General features: G+C 63.6%; 21 protein-coding genes. 15 read left to right on the top strand and 6 right to left on the bottom strand.

Features of this window, described 5'->3' with window-relative positions:
- Positions 1-112: 112 nt before the first annotated feature.
- Positions 113-1,318, bottom strand: coding sequence for a transporter associated domain-containing protein (locus CAG00_RS14405; RefSeq protein ID WP_085587600.1), 1,206 nt, complete (start codon positions 1,316-1,318; stop codon positions 113-115).
- Positions 1,319-1,327: 9 nt separating this feature from the next.
- Entirely contained in the window at positions 1,328-2,137 is an 810-nt protein-coding gene (locus tag CAG00_RS14410) for an inner membrane protein YpjD (protein WP_025337912.1), read from the bottom strand.
- 324 nt (positions 2,138-2,461) lie between these two features.
- Between CAG00_RS14410 and ffh the strand changes: the two genes are divergently transcribed.
- From ffh to CAG00_RS14470, 12 genes are all read left to right on the top strand, one after another.
- Positions 2,462-3,838 (top strand): signal recognition particle protein, encoded by a 1,377-nt coding sequence (gene ffh, locus CAG00_RS14415; protein ID WP_013971189.1) that lies wholly within the window; start codon positions 2,462-2,464, stop codon positions 3,836-3,838.
- Positions 3,839-4,097: 259 nt separating this feature from the next.
- Positions 4,098-4,349: a 30S ribosomal protein S16 gene (gene rpsP / locus CAG00_RS14420; protein ID WP_003259424.1), complete on the top strand. Its 252-nt coding sequence runs from the start codon at positions 4,098-4,100 to the stop codon at positions 4,347-4,349.
- A 5-nt stretch (positions 4,350-4,354) separates the two neighbouring features.
- Positions 4,355-4,891, top strand: coding sequence for a ribosome maturation factor RimM (gene rimM, locus CAG00_RS14425; protein WP_025337913.1), 537 nt, complete (start codon positions 4,355-4,357; stop codon positions 4,889-4,891).
- Between the two features lie 3 nt (positions 4,892-4,894).
- On the top strand, positions 4,895-5,647 hold the full coding sequence (gene trmD / locus CAG00_RS14430; RefSeq protein ID WP_085664562.1) for a tRNA (guanosine(37)-N1)-methyltransferase TrmD: 753 nt from the start codon (positions 4,895-4,897) through the stop codon (positions 5,645-5,647).
- 42 nt (positions 5,648-5,689) lie between these two features.
- On the top strand, positions 5,690-6,040 hold the full coding sequence (gene rplS, locus CAG00_RS14435; RefSeq protein ID WP_003252148.1) for a 50S ribosomal protein L19: 351 nt from the start codon (positions 5,690-5,692) through the stop codon (positions 6,038-6,040).
- 94 nt (positions 6,041-6,134) lie between these two features.
- On the top strand, positions 6,135-6,542 hold the full coding sequence (locus CAG00_RS14440) for an acyl-CoA thioesterase (protein ID WP_025337914.1): 408 nt from the start codon (positions 6,135-6,137) through the stop codon (positions 6,540-6,542).
- 170 nt (positions 6,543-6,712) lie between these two features.
- Positions 6,713-7,609, top strand: coding sequence for a site-specific tyrosine recombinase XerD (gene xerD, locus CAG00_RS14445; RefSeq protein ID WP_046616083.1), 897 nt, complete (start codon positions 6,713-6,715; stop codon positions 7,607-7,609).
- 153 nt (positions 7,610-7,762) lie between these two features.
- Positions 7,763-8,506, top strand: coding sequence for a thioredoxin fold domain-containing protein (locus tag CAG00_RS14450; RefSeq protein WP_085664563.1), 744 nt, complete (start codon positions 7,763-7,765; stop codon positions 8,504-8,506).
- A gap of 83 nt (positions 8,507-8,589) precedes the next feature.
- Positions 8,590-9,894, top strand: coding sequence for a homoserine dehydrogenase (locus tag CAG00_RS14455; protein ID WP_046616085.1), 1,305 nt, complete (start codon positions 8,590-8,592; stop codon positions 9,892-9,894).
- Between the two features lie 58 nt (positions 9,895-9,952).
- Entirely contained in the window at positions 9,953-11,362 is a 1,410-nt protein-coding gene (gene thrC, locus CAG00_RS14460) for a threonine synthase (RefSeq protein WP_010952565.1), read from the top strand.
- A 216-nt stretch (positions 11,363-11,578) separates the two neighbouring features.
- Positions 11,579-11,998 carry a response regulator gene (locus tag CAG00_RS14465; RefSeq protein WP_085664564.1) on the top strand — a complete coding sequence of 140 codons (420 nt, stop codon included), beginning with the start codon at positions 11,579-11,581 and terminating at the stop codon, positions 11,996-11,998.
- 79 nt (positions 11,999-12,077) lie between these two features.
- Complete coding sequence (locus CAG00_RS14470) at positions 12,078-12,359, top strand: DUF3509 domain-containing protein (RefSeq protein WP_085664565.1); 282 nt, start codon at positions 12,078-12,080, stop codon at positions 12,357-12,359.
- A 286-nt stretch (positions 12,360-12,645) separates the two neighbouring features.
- Here the strand turns inward: CAG00_RS14470 and CAG00_RS14475 are convergent, their stop codons facing one another.
- Positions 12,646-13,521, bottom strand: coding sequence for a TIGR02285 family protein (locus CAG00_RS14475; protein WP_085664566.1), 876 nt, complete (start codon positions 13,519-13,521; stop codon positions 12,646-12,648).
- A 20-nt stretch (positions 13,522-13,541) separates the two neighbouring features.
- Entirely contained in the window at positions 13,542-14,741 is a 1,200-nt protein-coding gene (locus CAG00_RS14480; protein WP_085664567.1) for a CaiB/BaiF CoA-transferase family protein, read from the bottom strand.
- Between the two features lie 133 nt (positions 14,742-14,874).
- On the opposite strand from CAG00_RS14480, the gene CAG00_RS14485 reads away from it, so the two are divergent.
- A complete protein-coding gene (locus CAG00_RS14485; RefSeq protein WP_013971198.1) occupies positions 14,875-15,417 on the top strand; it encodes a YaeQ family protein in 543 nt (180 codons plus the stop codon).
- A gap of 8 nt (positions 15,418-15,425) precedes the next feature.
- Complete coding sequence (gene recJ, locus CAG00_RS14490) at positions 15,426-17,135, top strand: single-stranded-DNA-specific exonuclease RecJ (protein WP_085664568.1); 1,710 nt, start codon at positions 15,426-15,428, stop codon at positions 17,133-17,135.
- Between the two features lie 417 nt (positions 17,136-17,552).
- On the opposite strand, the gene CAG00_RS14505 is transcribed toward recJ, so the two are convergent.
- A complete protein-coding gene (locus CAG00_RS14505) occupies positions 17,553-17,816 on the bottom strand; it encodes a DUF3077 domain-containing protein (RefSeq protein WP_085664569.1) in 264 nt (87 codons plus the stop codon).
- 557 nt (positions 17,817-18,373) lie between these two features.
- Between CAG00_RS14505 and CAG00_RS14510 the strand changes: the two genes are divergently transcribed.
- Positions 18,374-19,480: an NADH:flavin oxidoreductase/NADH oxidase gene (locus tag CAG00_RS14510; RefSeq protein WP_085664570.1), complete on the top strand. Its 1,107-nt coding sequence runs from the start codon at positions 18,374-18,376 to the stop codon at positions 19,478-19,480.
- 364 nt (positions 19,481-19,844) lie between these two features.
- Here CAG00_RS14510 and CAG00_RS14515 read toward each other — a convergent pair whose 3' ends face one another.
- Positions 19,845-21,269, bottom strand: a complete 1,425-nt coding sequence (locus CAG00_RS14515; protein WP_085664571.1) for a gamma-aminobutyraldehyde dehydrogenase — start codon at positions 21,267-21,269, stop codon at positions 19,845-19,847.
- Between the last annotated feature and the right edge of the window lie 10 nt (positions 21,270-21,279).

Genomic DNA, 21,279 nt, shown 5'->3' on the forward strand with positions numbered 1-21,279 from the left:
GGGGTGTTGAAGCAGGACCGCAGGGCGTGTCAGTGGAGCGGACTGGCCGTGGAGCGCCGGGTGCGGGTAGCAGGCGGGACGGCGGGGCTGGGTAAGCGTGACCCGAGTATAGCTATCGGGTCACGGTCCACACCAGTACCTTGCTGGCACAATTGTCCTCTGTTTCGAGGATTTCCAGGCGATAGCGGCCGATCTTCAGGCAAACGGCGCTTTCCGGGATGCTTTCCAGCGCTTCGGTGACCAGCCCGTTGAGGGTCTTCGGCCCGCCGTCGCAGGGCAGGTGCCAGCCCAGGCTGCGGTTGATCTCGCGCAGCGAAGCGGTGCCGTCGATGACGAAGGTGCCATCGGGCTGCGGGTGCACGTGAGGGTTGTCCAGGCTGTGTTCATCCTCGAACTCGCCAACGATCTCCTCGAGGATGTCTTCCAGGGTGACGATGCCCAGCACTTCGCCGTACTCGTCCACCACCACGCCCATGCGGCGCTGCTGTTTGTGGAAGTTCAGCAGCTGCATTTGCAGGGGCGTGCTCTCGGGCACGAAATAGGGCTCGTAGCAGGCGCCGAGCAGCATCTCCAAGGTCAGCTCGGCCTTGGGCAGCAGGTGGCTGATCAGCTTGGTATTGAGGATTGCTTCAACCTGGTTGATGTCGCTGTGGTACACCGGCAGACGGGTGTGGCGGCTGACGATCAGTTGCTCGATGATGCGCTCGATCGGCTCGTCGAGGCTGATGCCGTCCACTTCGTTGCGCGGTACCAGGATGTCGTTGACGGTCATCTTGTCCAGTGACTGCAAGCCGTCGAGCAGGCCGTGACGCGGTGCTTCGTGTTCCTCATCCTCGTCGAACTCATCGGCCTCCTGCGGGTGCAGGGCCACGGCCGTGGGTTGCACGCGGAACGGACGCAGGATCAGCTTGGCAATGCCATCCAGCAGGTAGGCCAGCGGTTGCAACAGGGCGAGGGGGACTTTCAGCAGGCTGGTGCCGAGGCTGACGAACGCCTGCGGGTTGCGCCGGGCCAGGCGCCGCGGCAGGTATTCGGCAAACACCAGCAGGACGAGGGTGGCGGCCAAACCGGCCAGCCAGAAGCCGTGCTCGCCGCTATGGCGCTGGCCAACCAGGCAGGCCAGGCCCAGCACCAGCAGCTTGCCCAGGCTGGCGCACAGCACCAGGGCCTGGGCCGGCAGCACGGGCTGGCCATCCTCGCCGGTGCGCAGCGCGCCATTGAGTTGCAGGCGGGCGGCATCCACCGCGGTGAACAGCGCCGACCACAACAGCGCCAGTGCCAGGGTGCCGAATAGCGGTGCGTACGGCAGGGTATCCATGGGCGGCCGTCAGATATGCAGGATGAATTCGCGAACCAGCTTGCTGCCGAAATAGGCCAGCATCAGCAGGCAGAAACCGGCCAGCGTCCAGCGGATGGCCTTGTGGCCACGCCAGCCCAGGCGGGTGCGACCCCACAGCAGCACGCTGAATACCACCCAGGCGACACAGGCCAGCAGGGTCTTGTGTGCCAGGTGCTGGGCGAACAGGTTGTCGAGGAACAGCCAGCCGGAGATCAGCGACAGCGACAGCAGGCACCAGCCGGCCCAGAGGAAGCCGAACAGCAGGCTTTCCATGGTTTGCAGCGGCGGGAAGTTGCGGATCAGCCCGGACGGGTGCTTGTTCTTCAGCTGGCGGTCCTGCAGCAGCAGCAACAGTGCCTGGAACACCGCGATGGTGAACAGCCCGTAGGCGAGGATCGACAGCAGAATATGCGCGAGGATGCCCGGCTCTTCGTTGACCAGCGGCACCGTGCCGGGGGGCGCGAACTGGGCCAGCAGCGCGGTCACCGCGCCCAGCGGGAACAGCAGCACCAGCAGGTTTTCCACGGGTATGCGCAAGCAGGCCAGCAGAGTCAGGGCGATGACCGCCACGGCGATCAGGCTGGCGGCACTGAAGAAGTCCAGGCTCAGGCCCAGCGGGGTGATCAGCTGGAAGAACAGCGCACCGGCCTGGGCGAGTACCGCGAAGGCACCCAGCAGGGCAAGCAGGCGCTTGTCGGCCTTGCGGTTCTGGGCAAGGTAAGAGCCCTGGTAGATTGCCGCAGCTATATATAGGCCGGCGGCGATCAGGTTGGGGATGAGGCTGGGTGAGGAGAACATAAGTCCTGGTTGGCGAGCCTTAAAGAGACGGAGTTTGGCATAGATCGCGCTGGTCTAGGAAGACTGGCAGACCGCGGTGCGGCATTCGCGGGTGAACCCGCTCCCACAGGTACGGCGCCGGTTTCGAATGTGGTGCAGACCCTGTGGGAGCGGGTTCACCCGCGAAGAGGCCGGCACAGCCACCGAATATCTACCAGGCCGCCAGCAAGGTGTGCGCCGCCGCCGCACTTCGCTATAATCGCCGCCTTGCTGTGCCCGGCGGGTATGCATTCCCCCCTGGGCGCCTGACAAACCTCGGCTTTTACTGGGCCTGAAAGGATCACCATGTTCGAAAACCTGACCGACCGCCTGTCACAGACGCTGCGCCATGTCACCGGCAAGGCCAAGCTGACCGAAGACAACATCAAGGACACGCTGCGCGAAGTGCGCATGGCCCTGCTCGAGGCCGACGTTGCCCTGCCGGTGGTCAAGGATTTCGTCAACAGCGTCAAGGACCGTGCAGTCGGCACCGAAGTGTCGCGCAGCCTGACCCCGGGCCAGGCGTTCGTGAAGATCGTCCAGGCCGAGCTGGAAAGCCTGATGGGCGCGGCCAACGAAGACCTCGCGCTGAACGCCGCCCCGCCCGCCGTGGTGCTGATGGCCGGCCTGCAGGGCGCCGGTAAGACCACCACCGCCGGCAAGCTGGCGCGCTTCCTCAAGGAGCGCAAGAAAAAGAGCGTGATGGTGGTGTCCGCCGACGTCTACCGCCCGGCAGCGATCAAGCAGCTGGAAACCCTGGCCAACGACATCGGCGTCACCTTCTTCCCGTCCGACATCAGCCAGAAGCCGGTGGCCATCGCCGAAGCGGCCATCCGCGAAGCCAAGCTGAAGTTCATCGATGTGGTCATCGTCGATACCGCCGGCCGTCTGCACATCGACGCCGACATGATGGACGAGATCAAGGCGCTGCATGCCGCGGTCAAGCCGATCGAGACCCTGTTCGTGGTCGACGCCATGACCGGCCAGGACGCCGCCAACACCGCCAAGGCCTTTGGCGAGGCGCTGCCGCTGACCGGCGTGGTGCTGACCAAGGTCGACGGTGACGCCCGTGGCGGTGCCGCGCTGTCGGTGCGTGCCATCACCGGCAAGCCGATCAAGTTCATCGGTATGGGCGAGAAGACCGAAGCCCTCGAACCGTTCCACCCCGACCGCGTCGCCTCGCGCATCCTCGGCATGGGTGACGTGCTCAGCCTGATCGAGCAGGCCGAGCAGAACATCGACAAGGCCAAGGCCGACAAGCTGGCCAAGAAGCTGAAGAAGGGCAAGGGCTTCGACCTCGAAGACTTCCGCGACCAGCTGCAACAGATGAAGAACATGGGCGGCCTCGGTGGCCTGATGGACAAGCTGCCGAGCATCGGCGGGGTCAACCTGTCGCAGATGGGCAACGCCCAGGGCGCCGCCGAGAAGCAGTTCAAGCAGATGGAAGCGATCATCAACTCCATGACCCCGGCCGAACGCCGTGATCCGGAGCTGATCAGCGGCTCGCGCAAGCGCCGTATCGCCATCGGTTCCGGCACCCAGGTGCAGGACGTCGGCCGCCTGATCAAGCAGCACAAGCAAATGCAGAAGATGATGAAGAAATTCTCCGCCAAGGGCGGCATGGCCAAGATGATGCGCGGCCTTGGCGGGATGCTGCCGGGCGGCGGCATGCCGAAGCTGTAAACCCTATTCCGGGGGCCTGCCGTTTGTCCGGCAGGCGCCCAGAACCCCCGCCGTGGCGGGGCAATGGCCGCGGATTTCGCGGCTCAACCGGCAGATCTGGACGGCAGGGCAGGGCCTTGCCGAAAAAGTCATTTGCAAATGTCCGTGTATTCCCCGAGAATATGCGGCCTTTTGGGCACCCGTGTGCCTATTTGGCATTCAGATTTGCAGTACCAGCTGCTGTATCAACTGCAGCACCGACTATAGGAACGATGTTCACATGGTAACCATTCGTCTGGCCCGTGGCGGCTCGAAAAAGCGCCCATTCTATCACCTGACCGTGACCAACTCGCGTAACGCCCGTGACGGCCGTTTCGTTGAGCGCGTAGGTTTCTTCAACCCGATCGCTGCTGGCGCCGAAGTCAAGCTGTCGGTCAACCAAGAGCGCGTCAACTACTGGCTGAGCCAGGGTGCACAGCCGTCTGAGCGCGTTGCTCAGCTGCTGAAGGACGCTGCCAAGGCTGCTGCCTGAGTAGTATGAACGCGACGCCAGAAAAGGCTGACGACCTCATCGTCGTTGGCAAGATTTTTTCGGTTCACGGCGTTCGCGGCGAGGTGAAGGTGTATTCCTTTACCGATCCGATTGAAAACCTGTTGGATTATCCGCGCTGGACGCTTCGGCACGAAGGCAAGGTAAAGCAGGTCGAGCTGGTCAACGGTCGTGGCTCCCAGAAGGGCCTGGTCGTGAAACTGAAAGGCCTCGATGATCGTGATGAAGCCCGTCTTCTGAGCGGTTACGAAATCTGCATTCCGCGGAGCCTTTTGCCCAACCTGGCTGCTGACGAGTACTACTGGTACCAGTTGGTGGGCCTGAAGGTCATCAACCAGGACGAACAACTGTTCGGCAAGGTCGATCACCTGTTGGAGACCGGTGCGAACGATGTAATGGTGGTCAAGCCCTGCGCAGGCAGCCTGGATGATCGCGAGCGTCTGTTGCCCTATACGGCGCAATGCGTGCTCGACATCGACCTGGAAGCAGGCGTGATGCGGGTTGAATGGGACGCGGACTTCTAAACGATGGGTAACCTTCGCGTAGACGTCATCACGTTGTTCCCCGAGATGTTCTCGGCCATCACGGAGTACGGCATTACCAGCCGCGCGGTGAAACAGGGGTTGCTTCAGGTGACTTGCTGGAACCCGCGGGACTACACCGCAGATCGTCACCACACGGTGGATGATCGGCCGTTTGGCGGTGGTCCGGGCATGGTGATGAAAATCAAGCCTCTGGAAGACGCCCTGGTTAGCGCCAGGCAAGCGACCGGAGCAGCGGCGAAGGTGATCTACCTTTCGCCACAAGGCCGCAAGCTGACTCAGCAGGCGGTCAAAGGCCTGGCCGAACAGGAATCGTTGATCCTGATCGCCGGTCGTTATGAAGGCATCGACGAGCGCTTTATCGAGGCTCATGTCGATGAGGAGTGGTCGATTGGCGACTATGTGCTTTCCGGTGGCGAGCTGCCGGCCATGGTACTGATCGATGCGGTTACACGGCTGCTGCCCGGAGCTTTAGGGCATGTGGATTCGGCGGAAGAAGATTCCTTCACCGACGGTCTGCTCGATTGCCCGCACTACACCCGGCCTGAGGTGTATGCGGATCAGCGTGTTCCCGACGTGTTGCTAAGTGGCAACCATGCACACATCCGGCGTTGGAGAATGAAGCAGTCCCTTGGTAGGACCTTCGAACGACGCGCCGATCTTCTGGAAAGTCGCTCGCTTTCTGGAGAAGAGAAGAAGCTGCTCGAGGAATATCTCCGCGAGCGGGACGATAGTTAAACGTATCGATGGTGGATCACGTATCCATCTTAGGAGCACAGCATGACCAACAAGATCATCCAGCAGCTCGAAGCCGAGCAGATGAGCAAGGAAATCCCGACCTTCGCACCAGGCGACACCGTTGTCGTTCAGGTTAAAGTGAAGGAAGGTGAGCGTTCCCGTCTGCAGGCGTTCGAAGGCGTCGTTATCGCCAAGCGTAACCGCGGTCTGAACAGCGCCTTCACCGTGCGCAAGATCTCCAGCGGCGTTGGCGTAGAGCGTACCTTCCAGACCTACAGCCCGCAAATCGACAGCCTGGCCGTGAAACGTCGTGGTGACGTGCGTAAAGCCAAGCTGTACTACCTGCGCGACCTGTCCGGCAAAGCCGCTCGCATCAAGGAAAAACTGTCCTGAGTGCAGTTTGCCCGGTGGCCAAGGCCGCCTAGCGAGAAAAAAGCAGCCTTCGGGCTGCTTTTTTGCGTTTTGAACCCCCGAAGATGTGATTGCCATGACTACCCGAGACCAGGAAATCCTGCGCCGCACCGAGCTGTCGGTGACCCGCGTGACCAAGGCGGTGTTCCCCAACACCACCAACCACCACAACACCCTGTTCGGCGGCACCGCCCTGGCCTGGATGGACGAAGTGTCGTTCATCGCCGCCACGCGCTTCTGCCGCCTGCCGCTGGTGACCGTGTCCACTGACCGCATCGACTTCAAGCACCCGATCCCGGCGGGCTCGATCGTCGAGTTGGTGGGGTCGGTCATCAAGGTGGGTAATACCAGCTTGCAGGTGCAGGTGGATGTGTTCGTCGAGAACATGTACCTGGATGGGCGCGAGCGAGCGATTCATGGGGTGTTCAGCTTCGTCGCCATCGACGAGGACAAGCGGCCGGTGCCGGTTTTGCCCCAGGCCTGAGTTCTCCTGCACTGGCCCTTTCGCGGCTAAAGCCGCTCCCACAGGGATCGCACATACCTCGAGGGCGGTGATATTCCTGTGGGAGCGGCTTTAGCCGCGAAGAGGCCAGTACAGACAACAATTATGCTGCTGTGAAACACTAAGCCATCTCCAACACCCAGCAGCCCCGAATGCCCGCCCTAGACCACCCCCTGATCGACCAGTTCCTCGACGCCCTGTGGCTTGAAAAGGGCCTGTCCGACAACACCCGCATGTCCTACCGCAGCGACCTGGCTCTGTTCAACGGCTGGCTGCAGGAACACGGCGTCAGCTTGCCCGACGCCGGCCGCGACCTGATTCTTGACCACCTGGCCTGGCGCCTCGACCAGGGCTACAAGCCGCGCTCCACGGCACGCTTCCTGTCCGGCCTGCGCGGCTTCTTCCGCTACCTGCTGCGGGAAAAGCTGGTGGCCATCGACCCGACCCTGCAAGTCGACATGCCGCAACTGGGCAAGCCGCTGCCCAAGTCGTTGTCCGAAGCCGACGTCGAAGCCTTGCTGCAGGCCCCGGACCTGGGCGAAGCCATCGGCCAGCGTGACCGCGCCATGCTCGAAGTGCTTTACGCCTGCGGCCTGCGGGTCACCGAACTGGTCAGCCTGGCCCTCGACCAGGTCAACCTGCGCCAGGGCGTGCTGCGGGTGATGGGCAAGGGCAGCAAGGAGCGCCTGGTGCCCATGGGCGAAGAGGCGGTGGTGTGGCTGCAACGCTACCTGCGCGATGGCCGCGCCGAACTGCTCAATGGCCGCCCCAGCGATGTCTTGTTCCCCAGCCAGCGTGGCGAGCAGATGACCCGCCAGACCTTCTGGCATCGCATCAAGCACCATGCCCGGGTCGCCGGCATCGACAAGCCGCTGTCGCCGCACACCCTGCGCCATGCCTTCGCTACTCATCTGCTCAACCATGGCGCCGACCTGCGCGTGGTACAGATGCTGCTGGGCCACAGTGACCTGTCGACCACGCAGATCTATACCCATGTCGCCAAGGCCCGCCTGCAGCAATTGCACGCCCAGCACCACCCGCGTGGATGAATGTTTTTCATGTTCCGCCGACCGGTCCTTGCAAGGCCCTTCACCGGCGGTGTGATGTGGTAGGCTTGGGCGGTTTGCACCAAGGGCCGCACGGTCACCGCGTATTTTCCGCAGGTGGCGCCCTCCGGCCCCTGTCCGCCTTCAGGAGTTCCCATGCGCGTGACCCAGTTTTTCGCCGCCGCCGCGTTGGCGCTGGCCAGTACCTTTGCCGTTGCTGCGGCAACCGACAGCAATGCCACCGCCGAGCAGGCCATCCGTAAGTCGTTGCAGAACCTCGAGCTGGAAGTGCCCGTCGAAAGCGTGGCCAGCAGCCCGGTCAGTGGCCTGTATGAAGTCAAGCTGCAGGGCGGCCGCGTGCTTTATGCCAGCGGCGACGGCCAGTTCGTGATGCAGGGCTACCTGTTCCAGATCCAGGACGGCAAGCCGGTCAACCTCACCGAGAAGACCGAGCGCCTGGGCATTGCCAAGCTCATCAACGGCATTCCAGCCGCCGAGATGGTGGTTTATCCTGCCAAGGGCGAGACCAAGTCGCACATCACGGTATTCACCGACACCACCTGCCCGTACTGCCACAAGCTGCACGCCGAGGTGCCCGAGCTCAACCGCCGCGGTATTGAAGTGCGCTATGTCGCCTTCCCGCGTCAGGGCCTCGGTTCGCCGGGTGACCAGCAGTTGCAGGCCGTCTGGTGTTCCAGCGACCGCCGTGCGGCGATGGACAAGATGATCGAGGGTGAGGAAATCAAGGCTGCCAAGTGCGCCAACCCGGTCAGCAAGCAGTTCCAGCTGGGCCAGTCGATCGGCGTCAACGGCACGCCGGCGATCGTCCTTGAAAGCGGCCAGGTCATTCCGGGCTACCAGCCGGCACCGCAGGTCGCCAAGCTGGCACTGGCCAAGTAATCCAATTCAGTACGCCGTCGTCATGGGGTGACGGCATGTTTCACGGTCGGCATAGGTGTCGGCCGTTCAATGGGGAGTTCACAGTGAAACCGGTCAAAGTAGGCATCTGTGGGTTGGGGACCGTCGGTGGCGGAACCTTCAATGTACTTCAGCGCAACGCCGAGGAGATCGCCCGCCGTGCCGGGCGCGGTATTGAAGTGGCACAGATTGCCATGCGCTCGCAGAACCCGAACTGCCAGATTACCGGTACCCCCATTACCGCTGATGTGTTCGAAGTTGCGAGCAACCCGGAGATCGACATTGTCATCGAGCTGATCGGTGGCTACACCGTGGCCCGCGAACTGGTGCTCAAGGCCATCGAAAACGGCAAGCACGTGGTCACCGCCAACAAGGCGCTGATTGCCGTGCACGGCAATGAAATCTTCGCCAAGGCCCGCGAGAAGGGCGTGATCGTCGCCTTCGAAGCGGCCGTGGCCGGTGGCATCCCGGTGATCAAGGCCATCCGCGAAGGCCTGTCGGCCAACCACATCAACTGGCTGGCCGGCATCATCAACGGCACCGGCAACTTCATCCTCACCGAAATGCGTGAGAAGGGCCGCGCCTTCCCGGACGTGCTGGCCGAAGCCCAGGCGCTGGGTTACGCCGAAGCCGACCCGACTTTCGACGTTGAAGGCATCGATGCCGCGCACAAGTTGACCATCCTGGCCTCGATCGCTTTCGGCATCCCGCTGCAATTCGACAAGGCCTACACCGAAGGCATCACCCAGCTGACCACTGCTGACGTGAATTATGCCGAGGCCCTGGGCTACCGCATCAAGCACCTGGGTGTGGCCCGCCGCACTGCCGAAGGTATCGAGCTGCGCGTACACCCGACGCTGATCCCGGCCGACCGCCTGATCGCCAACGTCAACGGCGTGATGAACGCCGTCATGGTCAACGGCGACGCCGCCGGTTCCACCCTGTACTACGGCGCCGGTGCCGGCATGGAGCCTACCGCTTCGTCGGTGGTCGGTGATCTGGTCGATGTGGTCCGTGCCATGACCTCCGACCCGGAAAACCGCGTGCCGCACCTGGCCTTCCAGCCGGATTCGCTGTCGGCCCACCCGATCCTGCCGATCGAAGCCTGCGAAAGCGCCTATTACCTGCGCATCCAGGCCAAGGATCACCCTGGCGTACTGGCCCAGGTGGCCAGCATCCTCTCGGAGCGTGGCATCAACATCGAGTCGATCATGCAGAAGGAAGCCGAGGAACAGGACGGCCTGGTGCCGATGATCCTGCTGACCCATCGCGTGGTCGAGCAGCGTATCAACGACGCCATCGTCGCCCTGGAAGCCCTGCAGGACGTGGTCGGCAAGGTCGTGCGCATTCGCGTCGAGCAGCTCAACTAACAATAGTGCCGGCGGGCCGCCAGTGCGGCCCCGGCCCCAGCATCGAAGGTTTGCACCCATGCGCTATATCAGTACCCGCGGCCAGGCTCCGGCCCTCAATTTCGAAGACGTCCTGCTGGCTGGCCTGGCCAGCGACGGCGGCCTGTACGTCCCGGAAAACCTGCCACGCTTCACCCAGGAAGAAATCGCCTCGTGGGCCGGCCTGCCGTACCACGAACTTGCCTTCCGGGTGATGCGCCCGTTCGTCGAAGGCAGCATCGCCGACGCCGACTTCAAGAAGATCCTCGAAGAAACCTACGGCGAGTTCGCCCACGCCGCGGTTGCCCCGCTGCGTCAGCTGAACAGCAACGAGTGGGTGCTGGAGCTGTTCCACGGCCCGACCCTGGCGTTCAAGGACTTCGCCCTGCAACTGCTCGGCCGCCTGCTGGACCACGTGCTGGCCAAGCGCAACGAGCGCGTGGTGATCATTGGTGCCACCAGCGGTGACACCGGTTCCGCCGCCATCGAAGGTTGCCGCCGTTGCGACAACGTCGACATCTTCATCCTGCACCCGCACCAGCGCGTGTCGGAAGTGCAGCGCCGGCAGATGACCACCATCTTCGGCGACAACATCCACAACATCGCCATCGAAGGCAACTTCGACGACTGCCAGGAAATGGTCAAGGCCAGCTTCGCCGACCAGTCGTTCCTCAAGGGCACCCGCCTGGTTGCGGTCAACTCGATCAACTGGGCGCGGATCATGGCCCAGATCGTCTACTACTTCCACGCTGCCCTGCAGCTGGGTGGCCCGGCGCGTTCCGTGGCGTTCTCGGTGCCGACCGGCAACTTCGGCGACATCTTCGCTGGCTACCTGGCACGTAACATGGGCCTGCCGGTCAGCCAGCTGATCGTCGCCACCAACCGCAACGACATCCTGCACCGCTTCATGAGCGGCAACCAGTACGTCAAGGAAACCCTGCACGCGACCCTGTCGCCGTCGATGGACATCATGGTCTCGTCCAACTTCGAACGCCTGCTGTTCGACCTGCACGGCCGCAACGGCGGCGCCATTGCCGAGCTGATGGCCAACTTCAAGCAAGGTGGCGGCTTCAGCGTCGAGCAAGACCGCTGGACCGAAGCGCGCAAGCTGTTCGACTCGCTGGCAGTGAGTGACGAGCAGACCTGCGAAACCATCGCCGAAGTGTTCGCCGCTACCGGCGAAGTGCTCGACCCGCACACCGCAATCGGCGTCAAGGCCGCCCGCGAGTGCCGCCGCAGCCTGGACACGCCGATGGTGGTGCTGGGTACCGCGCACCCGGTCAAGTTCCCGGAAGCGGTGGAGAAGGCCGGTGTGGGCAAGGCGCTGGAGCTGCCGGCGCACCTCAGCGACCTGTTCAGCCGTGAGGAGCGTTGCACGGTGCTGGCCAATGACCTGAAGGCTGTGCAGGGCTTTGTCAGCCAGCATGGCAACCGCGGCAAGCCGCTGTAACGGCGTTGCTTTCCGGGGCTGCTACGCAGCCCTTTCGCGACACAAGGCCGCTCCTACAGGAGAATCGCGTTCCCCTGTAGGAGCGGCCTTGTGTCGCGACGGGCCGCAAAGCGGCCCCAAAATCTAAGCCTTTTCCCACATCTCCATCAGAAACATCCTATTCGGCCCGCCCAGCGCAAAGCCTAAATTAGCCGGTCCTCCCATAAGGAGCGGCTCATGCACCAGCCCTACGTGTTGATCCATCAGGCTCGCCCATCCCATCAGATCCTCCTGCACCAGGCCCTCAATGCCCAAGGCATGTTCCATGTGCGCATCAGCGAAACCAGCGCAGACCTCGACGCCTGCCTGAACGCCGATCACCGCCCCGATCTGTTGATCCTTGACCACGCCATGCCTACCCGGGCCGGCCTTGCCTTGCTCGAACAGCAGCACCGAACCCACGCTTTGCTGTTCGTCGGCCAGGCTACCCCCAAGCGCCGCAACCTTGCCCAAGAGGCCAGAAACCGGGGCCTGTGGGTGCTCGCCGAACTGCCCTGGCCGCTGTCGATGCCAAGCCTGCAGCGTGCCCTGCAAGCACTGCAGGCGCGCCCGTGGCGGCGTATTCAAACTGTCACGTCCGCCCCGCATGCTCACTGAAGCAGCCGCGGTGTAACGAACTTTCCGCTGCGTCTGTTGGTCAGTTCCTCTATATCCCACCACGCAGCGAGTGATCCGGATGGAAAGAATCTGCAGACTGCTCAATGAAGCCCTGACCCCCTATCAGACCCACCTCAGCGTCGCCGATGCCGAGGGTAATCGCCAATTGACCATTCACGACCGCCTCGCCGGCATCACCCTGCGGCGCACGGTCAGCGAGCGCCAGTTGCAGGAACAAAGCCTGTTGATCGACCTGGTGGATGGCCTGCACCGCGACCTGCAGATCGCCGAAGGGCGTTTGCAGCCCTGTGTGATCGCGGCATTGCAGCAGCGCCAGCAACCCCATGGAACCTTTGCCTGAGTGGTTTATCAGACACTGTAGGGGCAGCCGGGCCAGTGCTTTGCTCCGGCGCTGGCAAGGCTGTCACGGGAAGCCCCCAAGGGCTTTCGCTTGGCCCCGGGCGTGTTTCCCCAGCGCCCGGGGTTTCTTTTTTTGGGGGGACAGGCACATATCCTTGTAGGAGCGGCCTTGTGTCGCGACCGGCCGCAAAGCGGCCCCGGCAATCTTCGCGGCGAAGCTGAAAATGTGGAGCCGCTACGCGCCCCGTCGCGACACAAGGCCGCTCCTACAGGGGCCGATCGGGCAGCTAGTGGTCTTCGAAGAAGCGCTTGCTCTCTTCCAGGTAGTCTTCCTGCAACGCCGGGTCCAGCCAGCGTGCATACAACCCCGGCAACACATCCCGGCGCAAGGCAGGCAGCAGTTGGTCGATGTGCGCAATCGCTTCACGCCCCAGCTCGCTGTTCGAACAACCTACATGCAGAAACTGGTAGCGGTTCACCCCTTGCACAGGATGAAACCGGTAGTCAGCCAGTGCCCCGCCTTGCTGCTCCACCAGGTAGCGCACTTCGGGCCAGTAGCCGAGCACCATGCGCAGGCGCCCGAGCTGTTGCATCTGTAGCAGGTTGGCGGTGGCGTCGTTGCCGTAGTGGCGGCTGAACGCGCTGTCGGGCAACTGGCGCAGGATGGCGTCGATCTGCGTGCCATAGCTGCGCTCGGCGACAACCCCCAGCTTCAGCGGGGCCTTGCTCAGCAGGGCATGCAGGTCTACCTCCTGGCCGTCGAGGTAAGGCGCCACCAGCGCCTCGCTGTCCTTGCGCAGCACCAGGCCGCCACTGAGTACGCCCAGGGATGGCACGGAAAACCGCACATATTCGGCGCGCTCCGGCGTCCACAGCAGGGTAGGGTCGCAGGTGAAGCTATTCAGGTCCTGCAGCATCTGGATGCCGCGGGCGCGGTTGACCCGCACGATGCTGTGGTCGTACTCGGGCATCTGCCTGATCAGCAGGGGCAACAGCTGGTCGATCACCCCTTGGCCTGTCTCCGGCCCTTCCAGAATGGTGAACGGCGGCAGGTCGCGCACCAGCCAGAAGATGCGCTCCTTGGCACTGGCAGGCTGCAACAGCAATGCGGGCAGCAGCCCGCACAGCAGGGCTAGGTGGCGTAGGCAACGGGCAGCGCGCATGGACCAGGGCCGCGCCAGGGTCAGACCGTGCCTGCTTCGCGCAGGCTGGCGATGGCCGCCGCGTCGTAGCCCAGGCTGCCGAGCAGTGCCTCGGTGTGTTCGCCCAGCGCCGGGCCTACCCACTCGGTGGAGCCGGGGGTCTCCGACAGCTTGGGCACGATGCCCGGCATGCGGAATGGCTTGCCGTCCGGCAGCTTGGCCTGCAGGAACATTTCGCGTGCCAGGTACTGCGGGTCGTTGAACATGTCCTCGGCCGAATAGATGCGGCTGGCCGGCACTTCGGCGGTGTTCAGCACCTGTATCAGTTGCTCCAGCGGCAGGCTGTTGGCCCAGCGGTCGATTACCCCGTACAGCTCGTCACGGCGCAGGTCGCGGCCATCGTTGGTGGCCAGGGTCGGGTCGTCGGCCAGGTCGGCGCGGCCAATGGCCTGCATGAAGCGCTTGAAGATCGCATCGCCGTTGGCGCCGATCTGCACATGCTTGCCGTCGGCGCTGGTGTGGATGGAGGAGGGCGTGATGCCGGGCATGATGTTGCCGGTGCGTTCGCGGATAAAGCCGAACACATCGAATTCCGGGACCATGCTTTCCATCATGGCGAAGATCGCTTCGTACAGGGCCACGTCCACCACCTGGCCCTGGCCGCCGTTGACTTCACGGTGTCGCAGCGCCATTAGTGCTCCGATCACCCCCCACAGGGCAGCAATCGAGTCACCGATGGAAATGCCCGTGCGCACCGGTGGGCGGTCGTCGAAGCCGGTGATGTAGCGCAGGCCGCCCATCGACTCGCCCACGGCGCCGAAGCCCGGCTGGTCCTTCATCGGCCCGGTCTGGCCGAAGCCCGACAGGCGCACCATTACCAGGCGCGGGTTGAGCGCGTGCAGCACGTCCCAGCCCAGGCCGAGTTTTTCCAGCACGCCCGGGCGGAAGTTTTCGATCAGGATGTCGGCCTCGGCCAGCAGGCGCTTGAGAATCTCGCGGCCCTCTGGGTGCTTGAGGTTGAGGGTGAGCGACTGCTTGTTGCGAGCCTGCACGAACCACCACAGCGAGGTGCCTTCGTACAGCTTGCGCCATTTGCGCAACGGGTCGCCGCCATCGGGCGATTCGACCTTGACCACCTCGGCGCCGAATTCGGCACAGATGCGCGAGGCGAACGGGCCAGCGATAAGGGTGCCGAGTTCGACAACTTTGAGACCGGCGAGGGGTTTGCTGGGCGTAGTCATGGGGCATCCGTGGCAGCTGGGCAGATGCGTGGTTTTATCATAGGTCCGAAGCGGCAGATACTGCTGCGGGGCAACGAAGGGCAGTATCGGTTAGACTGTGTCACTTTTTCTCTGCGCAAGAAGCCCGTCGACCATGGCCCAGCCGTCCACCACCTACAAATTCGAACTGAACCTGACCGACCTCGACCGCGGCGTGTACGAAAACGTCCGTCAGACCATCGCCCGCCACCCTTCGGAAACCGAAGAGCGCATGGCCGTACGCCTGCTGGCCTACGCCCTTTGGTACAACGAGAACCTGTCGTTCGGCCGTGGCCTGTCCGATGTGGACGAGGCGGCGCTGTGGGAAAAGAGCCTGGACGATCGCATCCTGCACTGGATCGAAGTGGGCCAGCCGGACGCCGACCGACTGACCTGGTGCTCGCGCCGCACCGAGCGTACCAGCCTGCTGGCCTACGGCAGCCTGCGCGTATGGCAGAACAAGGTGGTGGACGCGGTCAAGGGTTTGAAGAACCTGAGCATCGCCGCGGTGCCGCAAGAGGTGCTGGAAACCCTCGCCACCGACATGCCCCGCACCATCAAGTGGGACGTGATGATCAGTGAAGGCACCTTGTTCGTCACCGACGACCGTGGCCAGCACGAAGTGCAGCTGGAGTGGCTGCTTGGTGAGCGCGGCTGAAGTACCCCATGCGTATCGAACCTCGCCCGCTGCCGCCGACCCTGCCATTCCTGGGTAACCTGCCACCCTTGCTGACCCGCCTGTACGCCGCGCGCGGCGTGCAGAGCGAGGCCGAGCTGGACAAAAGCCTCGCGCGCCTGCTGCCGTACCAGCAGCTCAAGGGCATCGAGGCCGGCGTGGACCTACTGGTCGAGGCTATCGACCAGCGCCAGCGCATCCTCATCGTCGGCGACTTCGATGCCGACGGCGCCACTGCCAGTACTGTCGGCGTGCTGGGCCTGCGCCTGCTGGGCGCGGCCCACGTCGACTACCTTGTGCCCAACCGCTTCGAATACGGTTACGGCCTGACCCCGGAAATCGTCGAGGTGGCGCTGCAACGCCAGCCGCAGCTGCTGATCACCGTGGACAACGGCATTTCCAGCGTCGACGGTGTGGCAGCCGCCAAGGCCGCCGGGCTCAAGGTGCTGGTCACCGACCACCACCTGCCGGGCGCGGAGTTGCCCGACGCCGACGCCATCATCAACCCCAACCAGCCGGGCTGCAGTTTCCCGAGCAAGGCGCTGGCCGGGGTAGGGGTGATCTTCTACGTGCTGATGGCCCTGCGTGCGCGCCTGCGCAGCCTGGGGCGCTACGAAACGCAGCCGCAGCCGAACATCGGCGAATTGCTCGACCTGGTTGCCCTGGGCAGCGTCGCCGACGTGGTGCCATTGGATGCCAACAACCGCATCCTGGTGCACCAGGGCCTCGAGCGCATTCGCGCCGGCCGCGCCCGGCCGGGGCTCAAGGCCATTCTTGAAGTGGCCCGTCGCGATCACCGGCGCATCACCTCGACCGACCTTGGCTTCATCCTGGGCCCGCGGCTGAACGCTGCAGGGCGCCTGGATGACATGAGCCTGGGCATCGAATGCCTGCTGTGTGAAGACGCGGCCCTGGCCCAGGACATGGCCCAGCAGCTGGACGACCTGAACCAGGACCGCAAGTCCATCGAACAGGGCATGCAGCGCGAGGCCCTGGCCCAGCTCAAGGACCTGCCTGTCGAGTCGATGCCATATGGCCTGTGCCTGTTCGATGCCGACTGGCACCAGGGGGTTATCGGTATTCTGGCTTCGCGCCTGAAGGAGCGTTACCACCGGCCGACCATCGCTTTCGCCGACGCTGGCGAGGGCATGCTCAAAGGGTCGGCGCGTTCTGTGTCGGGGTTCCATATTCGCGATGCGCTGGATGCCGTGGCGGCGCGCCACCCGCAGTTGATCAGCAAGTTCGGCGGCCACGCGATGGCGGCGGGGTTGTCGTTGCCCGAGGCCAATTTCCCGGCATTTGCCGAGGCGTTCGACGAAGAAGTGCGACGCCAGCTGCGCGAAGAGGACCTGACCGGTCGGCTGTTGTCCGATGGCAGCCTGGCGGTGGAGGAGTTTCACCTCGACCTGGCCAAGGCCCTGCGCCATGCCGGGCCCTGGGGGCAGCACTTCCCCGAGCCGCTGTTCCACGGCGTGTTCCAGTTGGTGGAGCAGCGCGTGGTGGGCGAGCGGCACCTGAAGGTGGTGCTCAAGAGCGAGTGCGGCTCGGTGCGGCTGGACGGCATTGCCTTTGGCATTGACCGCGAAGTGTGGCCGAACCCGACGGTGCGTTGGGTCGAGTTGGCGTACAAGCTGGATGTGAACGAGTTTCGTGGTAATGAAAGTGTGCAGTTGATGATTGCCCACATGGAGCCGCGCTGAGGGTAGATACGCCGCTGCTGACGGCCTGGCGCTGGCCCGTTGTGGGAGCGGGTTCACCCGCGAACACCGGCGAAGCCGGTGCCATCCACCGCGTCGCCTGCTTCGCGGGTAAACCCGCTCCCACAGGGCCTGCGGCGGGCTTGAGACTTGCGCTGTACCTGTGGGAGCAGGCTTGTCGGCGATCACCGGCGAAGCCGGTGCCATCCACCGAGTCGCTGCTTCGCGGGCATGCCCGCTCCCACAGGGCCTGCACCGGGCTCAAGGCTTGCGCTGTACCTGTGGGAGCGGGTTCACCCGCGAACACCGGCGAAGCCGGTGCCATGCACCAAGTCGCATTCTTCGCGGGTAAACCCGCCCACAAGGCTCTGCGGCGGGCTGGCTAATGTGCTCCATGTGCGATCGATGATCACACCAAACTCAGCGCGCCATACCTAACTCGGCATCATCCATCAGTGCCTTGGCCATCGCACTGAGATAGTGCGCAGCCCAGATCATCGTGGGTTTCTCATCCATCAGCCCGACGATGGTCAACTCCCGCACATAGCCCATCAATTCCGAAGCCTGATCACGGGCGTCTCGGCACGGAATGCCCGCTTCGATGCGAAATAATGGGTGGGTCTGGTTTTCACCCTGAAAGAAAGTGGTCTTGCCGACGGTGAACTGGGTGTCTTCTGTGTTCATTGATCCCTCTCCTGATCATTCTGAGCGTTTTGTCGAAGGAGAAGAAATGAGGGGGGATCAGGGACTGTCATTTTCATATCAATCACTCGTATGGTTGCTGATTGACCGCCTCTCCGATTCCACACGAAGGGTGGCAGTTGTACGCGGTGTGGAATCCAGGCTACGAGTAAACCCGGTAGGCTTTGCGGCCTTCCGCGCACAACTGCCATGACGACAGCTACTCGGTAATTGATCGGGATTCCACCCCCGGCCGCTGAATGCCAGCGACCAGCAAAGGCTAGAGAGTCAGGATTCCAGTAACAATCAGACGCGAGTCGACAGGACTTGTAGGTTATTTCTTCAACCTAGGCTTCACCATATCTGGGCCGTAAGGGATATCTGAAACTCTGATCAGACATGGGGCTGGTAACGCAGAGCCGTTCAACCTCTACCAAATCCCATGGAAGCTCCCCCCCAACCATTCTGGTCTAGTCTGAAGTTATGACCGGACCTGGGCCAGGGACGTGCAATTGAGTGTCCGGGCCGGATCACCATTGGAGTCCTTGGGAGGTGCCCTCATGAGCCTGCTGCTCGAGCCTTACACCCTGCGTCAGCTGACCCTGCCCAACCGCATCGCCGTTTCGCCGATGTGCCAGTATTCCGCCGTCGATGGCCTGGCCAACGATTGGCACCTCGTCCATTTAGGCAGCCGCGCCGTGGGTGGCGCTGGCCTGGTAATCACTGAAGCCGTGGCGGTGACCGCCGATGGCCGCATCACCGCTGAAGACCTCGGCCTGTGGGACGACGCTCAGATCGCCCCGCTGCAACGCATCACCCGTTTCATCACCGCCCAGGGGAGCGTGCCCGGCATCCAACTGGCTCACGCCGGGCGCAAGGCCAGCACCTATCGCCCATGGCTGGGCAAGCAAGGCAGCGTCAAGCTCGAAGAGGGCGGCTGGCAGCCGGTGGGCCCGTCGAAAATCGCCTTCGACCCGCAGCACACCGCGCCGCGTGAATTGAACCAAGATGAAATCCAGGAGGTGATCGCCGCCTTCGTCGCCTCGACCGAGCGCGCCCTGAAGGCCGGTTTCAAGGTGGTCGAAATCCACGCCGCCCATGGCTACCTGTTGCACCAGTTCCTGTCGCCGCTGAGCAACCAGCGTCGCGACGACTACGGCAGTTGCTTCGAAAACCGTATCCGCCTGACCCTGGAGGTGGTCGAGGCCGTGCGCAAGGTCTGGCCTGCCGAGTTACCGCTGTTCGTGCGGGTATCGGCGACCGACTGGGTCGAGGACGGCTGGAACCCGGATGAAACCGTCGAACTGGCCCGCCGCCTGCGTGGCTTGGGCGTCGACCTGATCGACGTGTCCTCCGGCGGCACCTCGGTCAACGCCGAAATCCCCACCGGCCCGGGTTACCAGACGCGCTTCGCCGAGCGTGTGCGCAAGGAATCGGAAATCGCCACCGGCACCGTGGGCATGATCACCGAACCGGCCCAGGCCGAGCACATTCTGCGCACTGGCCAGGCCGACATCATCTTCCTCGCCCGCGAACTGCTGCGCGACCCGTACTGGCCGCTGCATGCCGACGACGACCTGGGCGGCAACAAAGCTACCTGGCCTGCGCAATATCAGCGCGCCACCAGCCGGGCCAACCCGATTCACGAGTCGGACCTGCGGGATTGACTTGACCCAAGCATTACGCTGTCGTTGTAGGAGCGGCCTTGTGTCGCGAAAGGGCTGCGAAGCGGCCCCAGGTTTTTAGCTCCGCCGCTGATATTACCGGGGCCGCTTTGCGGCCCTTTCGCGACACAAGGCCGCTCCTACACAGTATTGCACCGCCTTTGAATGCGATGCTGTATCTGTGGGAGCGGGCATGCCCGCGAAGAAGGCGACTCGGTGTATGGCACCGGCTTTGCCGGTGTTCGCGGGTGAACCCGCTCCCACAGAGGTCGCGCAAAATCAGGCGTTGATACTTACTCCTGTTCTATTGGCTACTTTGCAGGAAAGCTCCTGGACTGAGGTGCCGGTCTCAGCCCAGGCATTACCCTCAATGCTTGATCATCACATGCCGCACACAGGTGTAGTCCTCCAGCCCATACATCGACATGTCCTTGCCATACCCCGAATGCTTCTGCCCGCCATGGGGCATTTCGCTGACCAGCATGAAGTGGGTGTTCACCCACGTGCAGCCATACTGCAGGCGCGCCGCCAGGCGGTGGGCGCGGCCGGTGTCGCGGGTCCATACCGATGAGGCCAGGCCGTAGTTGGAGTCGTTGGCCCATTCCAGCGCCTGCGCTTCGTCGTTGAAGCGGGTCACCGACACTACCGGGCCAAACACTTCGTTGCGCACGATTTCGTCGTCCTGCAGGGCGTCGGCCAGCACGGTCGGTTCGAAGAAGAAACCGTCGCCATCAATCGCCTTGCCACCGGTAACCAGGCGAATGTGCGGCTGGGCGATGGCCCGTTGCACCAGCCCTGCGACCTTGTCGCGGTGCTGGGCACTGATCAGTGGCCCCAGTTCGGTGTCCTCGGCTTCCTGCAGGCCCGGCTTGAGGCTGGCCACTGCGGCCCCCAGGCGTTCGACGAAACGCTCGTAGATGCCATCCTGCACGTACAGCCGACAGGCGGCGGTGCAGTCCTGGCCGGCGTTGTAGAAGCCGAAGGTACGGATGCCGTCGATGGCGGCATCGATGTCGGCATCGTCGAACACCAGCACCGGGGCCTTGCCGCCCAGTTCCATGTGCATGCGTTTCACGCTGTCGGCGGTGGCGCTGATGATGTGAGCGCCGGTGGGGATCGAGCCGGTCAGCGACACCATGCGCACCTTGGGGTGGTTGACCAGCGGGTTGCCGACCGTCTGGCCACGGCCGAAGAGGATGTTCAGCACCCCCGGTGGCAGCAGGTCCCGGGCCAGTTCGCCGAGGCGCAGGGCGGTCAGCGGGGTCAGCTCGGAGGGCTTGATCACCACCGTGTTGCCGGCAGCCAGGGCCGGGGCGATCTTCCACGCCAGCATCATCAACGGGTAGTTCCACGGTGCGATCGAGGCCACCACGCCCAGCGGGTCGCGGCGGATCATCGAAGTATGCCCCGGCAGGTACTCGCCGGCTGCCGAGCCACCCAGGCAGCGCGCCGCACCGGCGAAGTAGCGGAACACGTCGGCAATTGCCGGGATCTCGTCATTCAGCGCGGCGCTCAGCGGCTTGCCGCAGTTCTGCGATTCCAGTCGGGCCAGTTCATCGCCATGGGCTTCGATAGCGTCGGCCAGCGCCAGCAAGGCTTGCGAGCGTTCCTTGGGGCTGGTTTGCGACCAGCTGTCGAAGGCCTGGTCGGCGGCGCGCACGGCGCTGTCCACCTGGGCTTCGCTGGCTTCGTTGATCTGCGCCAGGGCACTGCCCAGCGCCGGGTTGAGCACGGTCCAGGCCGGGCCTTCGCCAGCGACCAGCTGGCCATTGATCAGCATCTGCGTTTGCATCGGGGACTCC

It is taken from the genome of Pseudomonas sp. B5(2017), assembly GCF_002112825.1.
GTDB classification, from domain to species: Bacteria; Pseudomonadota; Gammaproteobacteria; order Pseudomonadales; family Pseudomonadaceae; genus Aquipseudomonas; species Aquipseudomonas putida_Z.

Excerpts from the sequence above, each read along its gene's own strand:
- CAG00_RS14405 (WP_085587600.1), bottom strand. The coding sequence starts at position 1,318 with ATGGATACCCTGCCGTACGCACCGCTATTCGGCACCCTGGCACTGGCG.
- CAG00_RS14410 (WP_025337912.1), bottom strand. The coding sequence starts at position 2,137 with ATGTTCTCCTCACCCAGCCTCATCCCCAACCTGATCGCCGCCGGCCTA.
- ffh (WP_013971189.1), top strand. The coding sequence starts at position 2,462 with ATGTTCGAAAACCTGACCGACCGCCTGTCACAGACGCTGCGCCATGTC.
- rpsP (WP_003259424.1), top strand. The coding sequence starts at position 4,098 with ATGGTAACCATTCGTCTGGCCCGTGGCGGCTCGAAAAAGCGCCCATTC.
- rimM (WP_025337913.1), top strand. The coding sequence starts at position 4,355 with ATGAACGCGACGCCAGAAAAGGCTGACGACCTCATCGTCGTTGGCAAG.
- trmD (WP_085664562.1), top strand. The coding sequence starts at position 4,895 with ATGGGTAACCTTCGCGTAGACGTCATCACGTTGTTCCCCGAGATGTTC.
- rplS (WP_003252148.1), top strand. The coding sequence starts at position 5,690 with ATGACCAACAAGATCATCCAGCAGCTCGAAGCCGAGCAGATGAGCAAG.
- CAG00_RS14440 (WP_025337914.1), top strand. The coding sequence starts at position 6,135 with ATGACTACCCGAGACCAGGAAATCCTGCGCCGCACCGAGCTGTCGGTG.
- xerD (WP_046616083.1), top strand. The coding sequence starts at position 6,713 with ATGCCCGCCCTAGACCACCCCCTGATCGACCAGTTCCTCGACGCCCTG.
- CAG00_RS14450 (WP_085664563.1), top strand. The coding sequence starts at position 7,763 with ATGCGCGTGACCCAGTTTTTCGCCGCCGCCGCGTTGGCGCTGGCCAGT.
- thrC (WP_010952565.1), top strand. The coding sequence starts at position 9,953 with ATGCGCTATATCAGTACCCGCGGCCAGGCTCCGGCCCTCAATTTCGAA.
- CAG00_RS14465 (WP_085664564.1), top strand. The coding sequence starts at position 11,579 with ATGCACCAGCCCTACGTGTTGATCCATCAGGCTCGCCCATCCCATCAG.
- CAG00_RS14470 (WP_085664565.1), top strand. The coding sequence starts at position 12,078 with ATGGAAAGAATCTGCAGACTGCTCAATGAAGCCCTGACCCCCTATCAG.
- CAG00_RS14475 (WP_085664566.1), bottom strand. The coding sequence starts at position 13,521 with ATGCGCGCTGCCCGTTGCCTACGCCACCTAGCCCTGCTGTGCGGGCTG.
- CAG00_RS14480 (WP_085664567.1), bottom strand. The coding sequence starts at position 14,741 with ATGACTACGCCCAGCAAACCCCTCGCCGGTCTCAAAGTTGTCGAACTC.
- CAG00_RS14485 (WP_013971198.1), top strand. The coding sequence starts at position 14,875 with ATGGCCCAGCCGTCCACCACCTACAAATTCGAACTGAACCTGACCGAC.
- recJ (WP_085664568.1), top strand. The coding sequence starts at position 15,426 with ATGCGTATCGAACCTCGCCCGCTGCCGCCGACCCTGCCATTCCTGGGT.
- CAG00_RS14505 (WP_085664569.1), bottom strand. The coding sequence starts at position 17,816 with ATGAACACAGAAGACACCCAGTTCACCGTCGGCAAGACCACTTTCTTT.
- CAG00_RS14510 (WP_085664570.1), top strand. The coding sequence starts at position 18,374 with ATGAGCCTGCTGCTCGAGCCTTACACCCTGCGTCAGCTGACCCTGCCC.
- CAG00_RS14515 (WP_085664571.1), bottom strand. The coding sequence starts at position 21,269 with ATGCAAACGCAGATGCTGATCAATGGCCAGCTGGTCGCTGGCGAAGGC.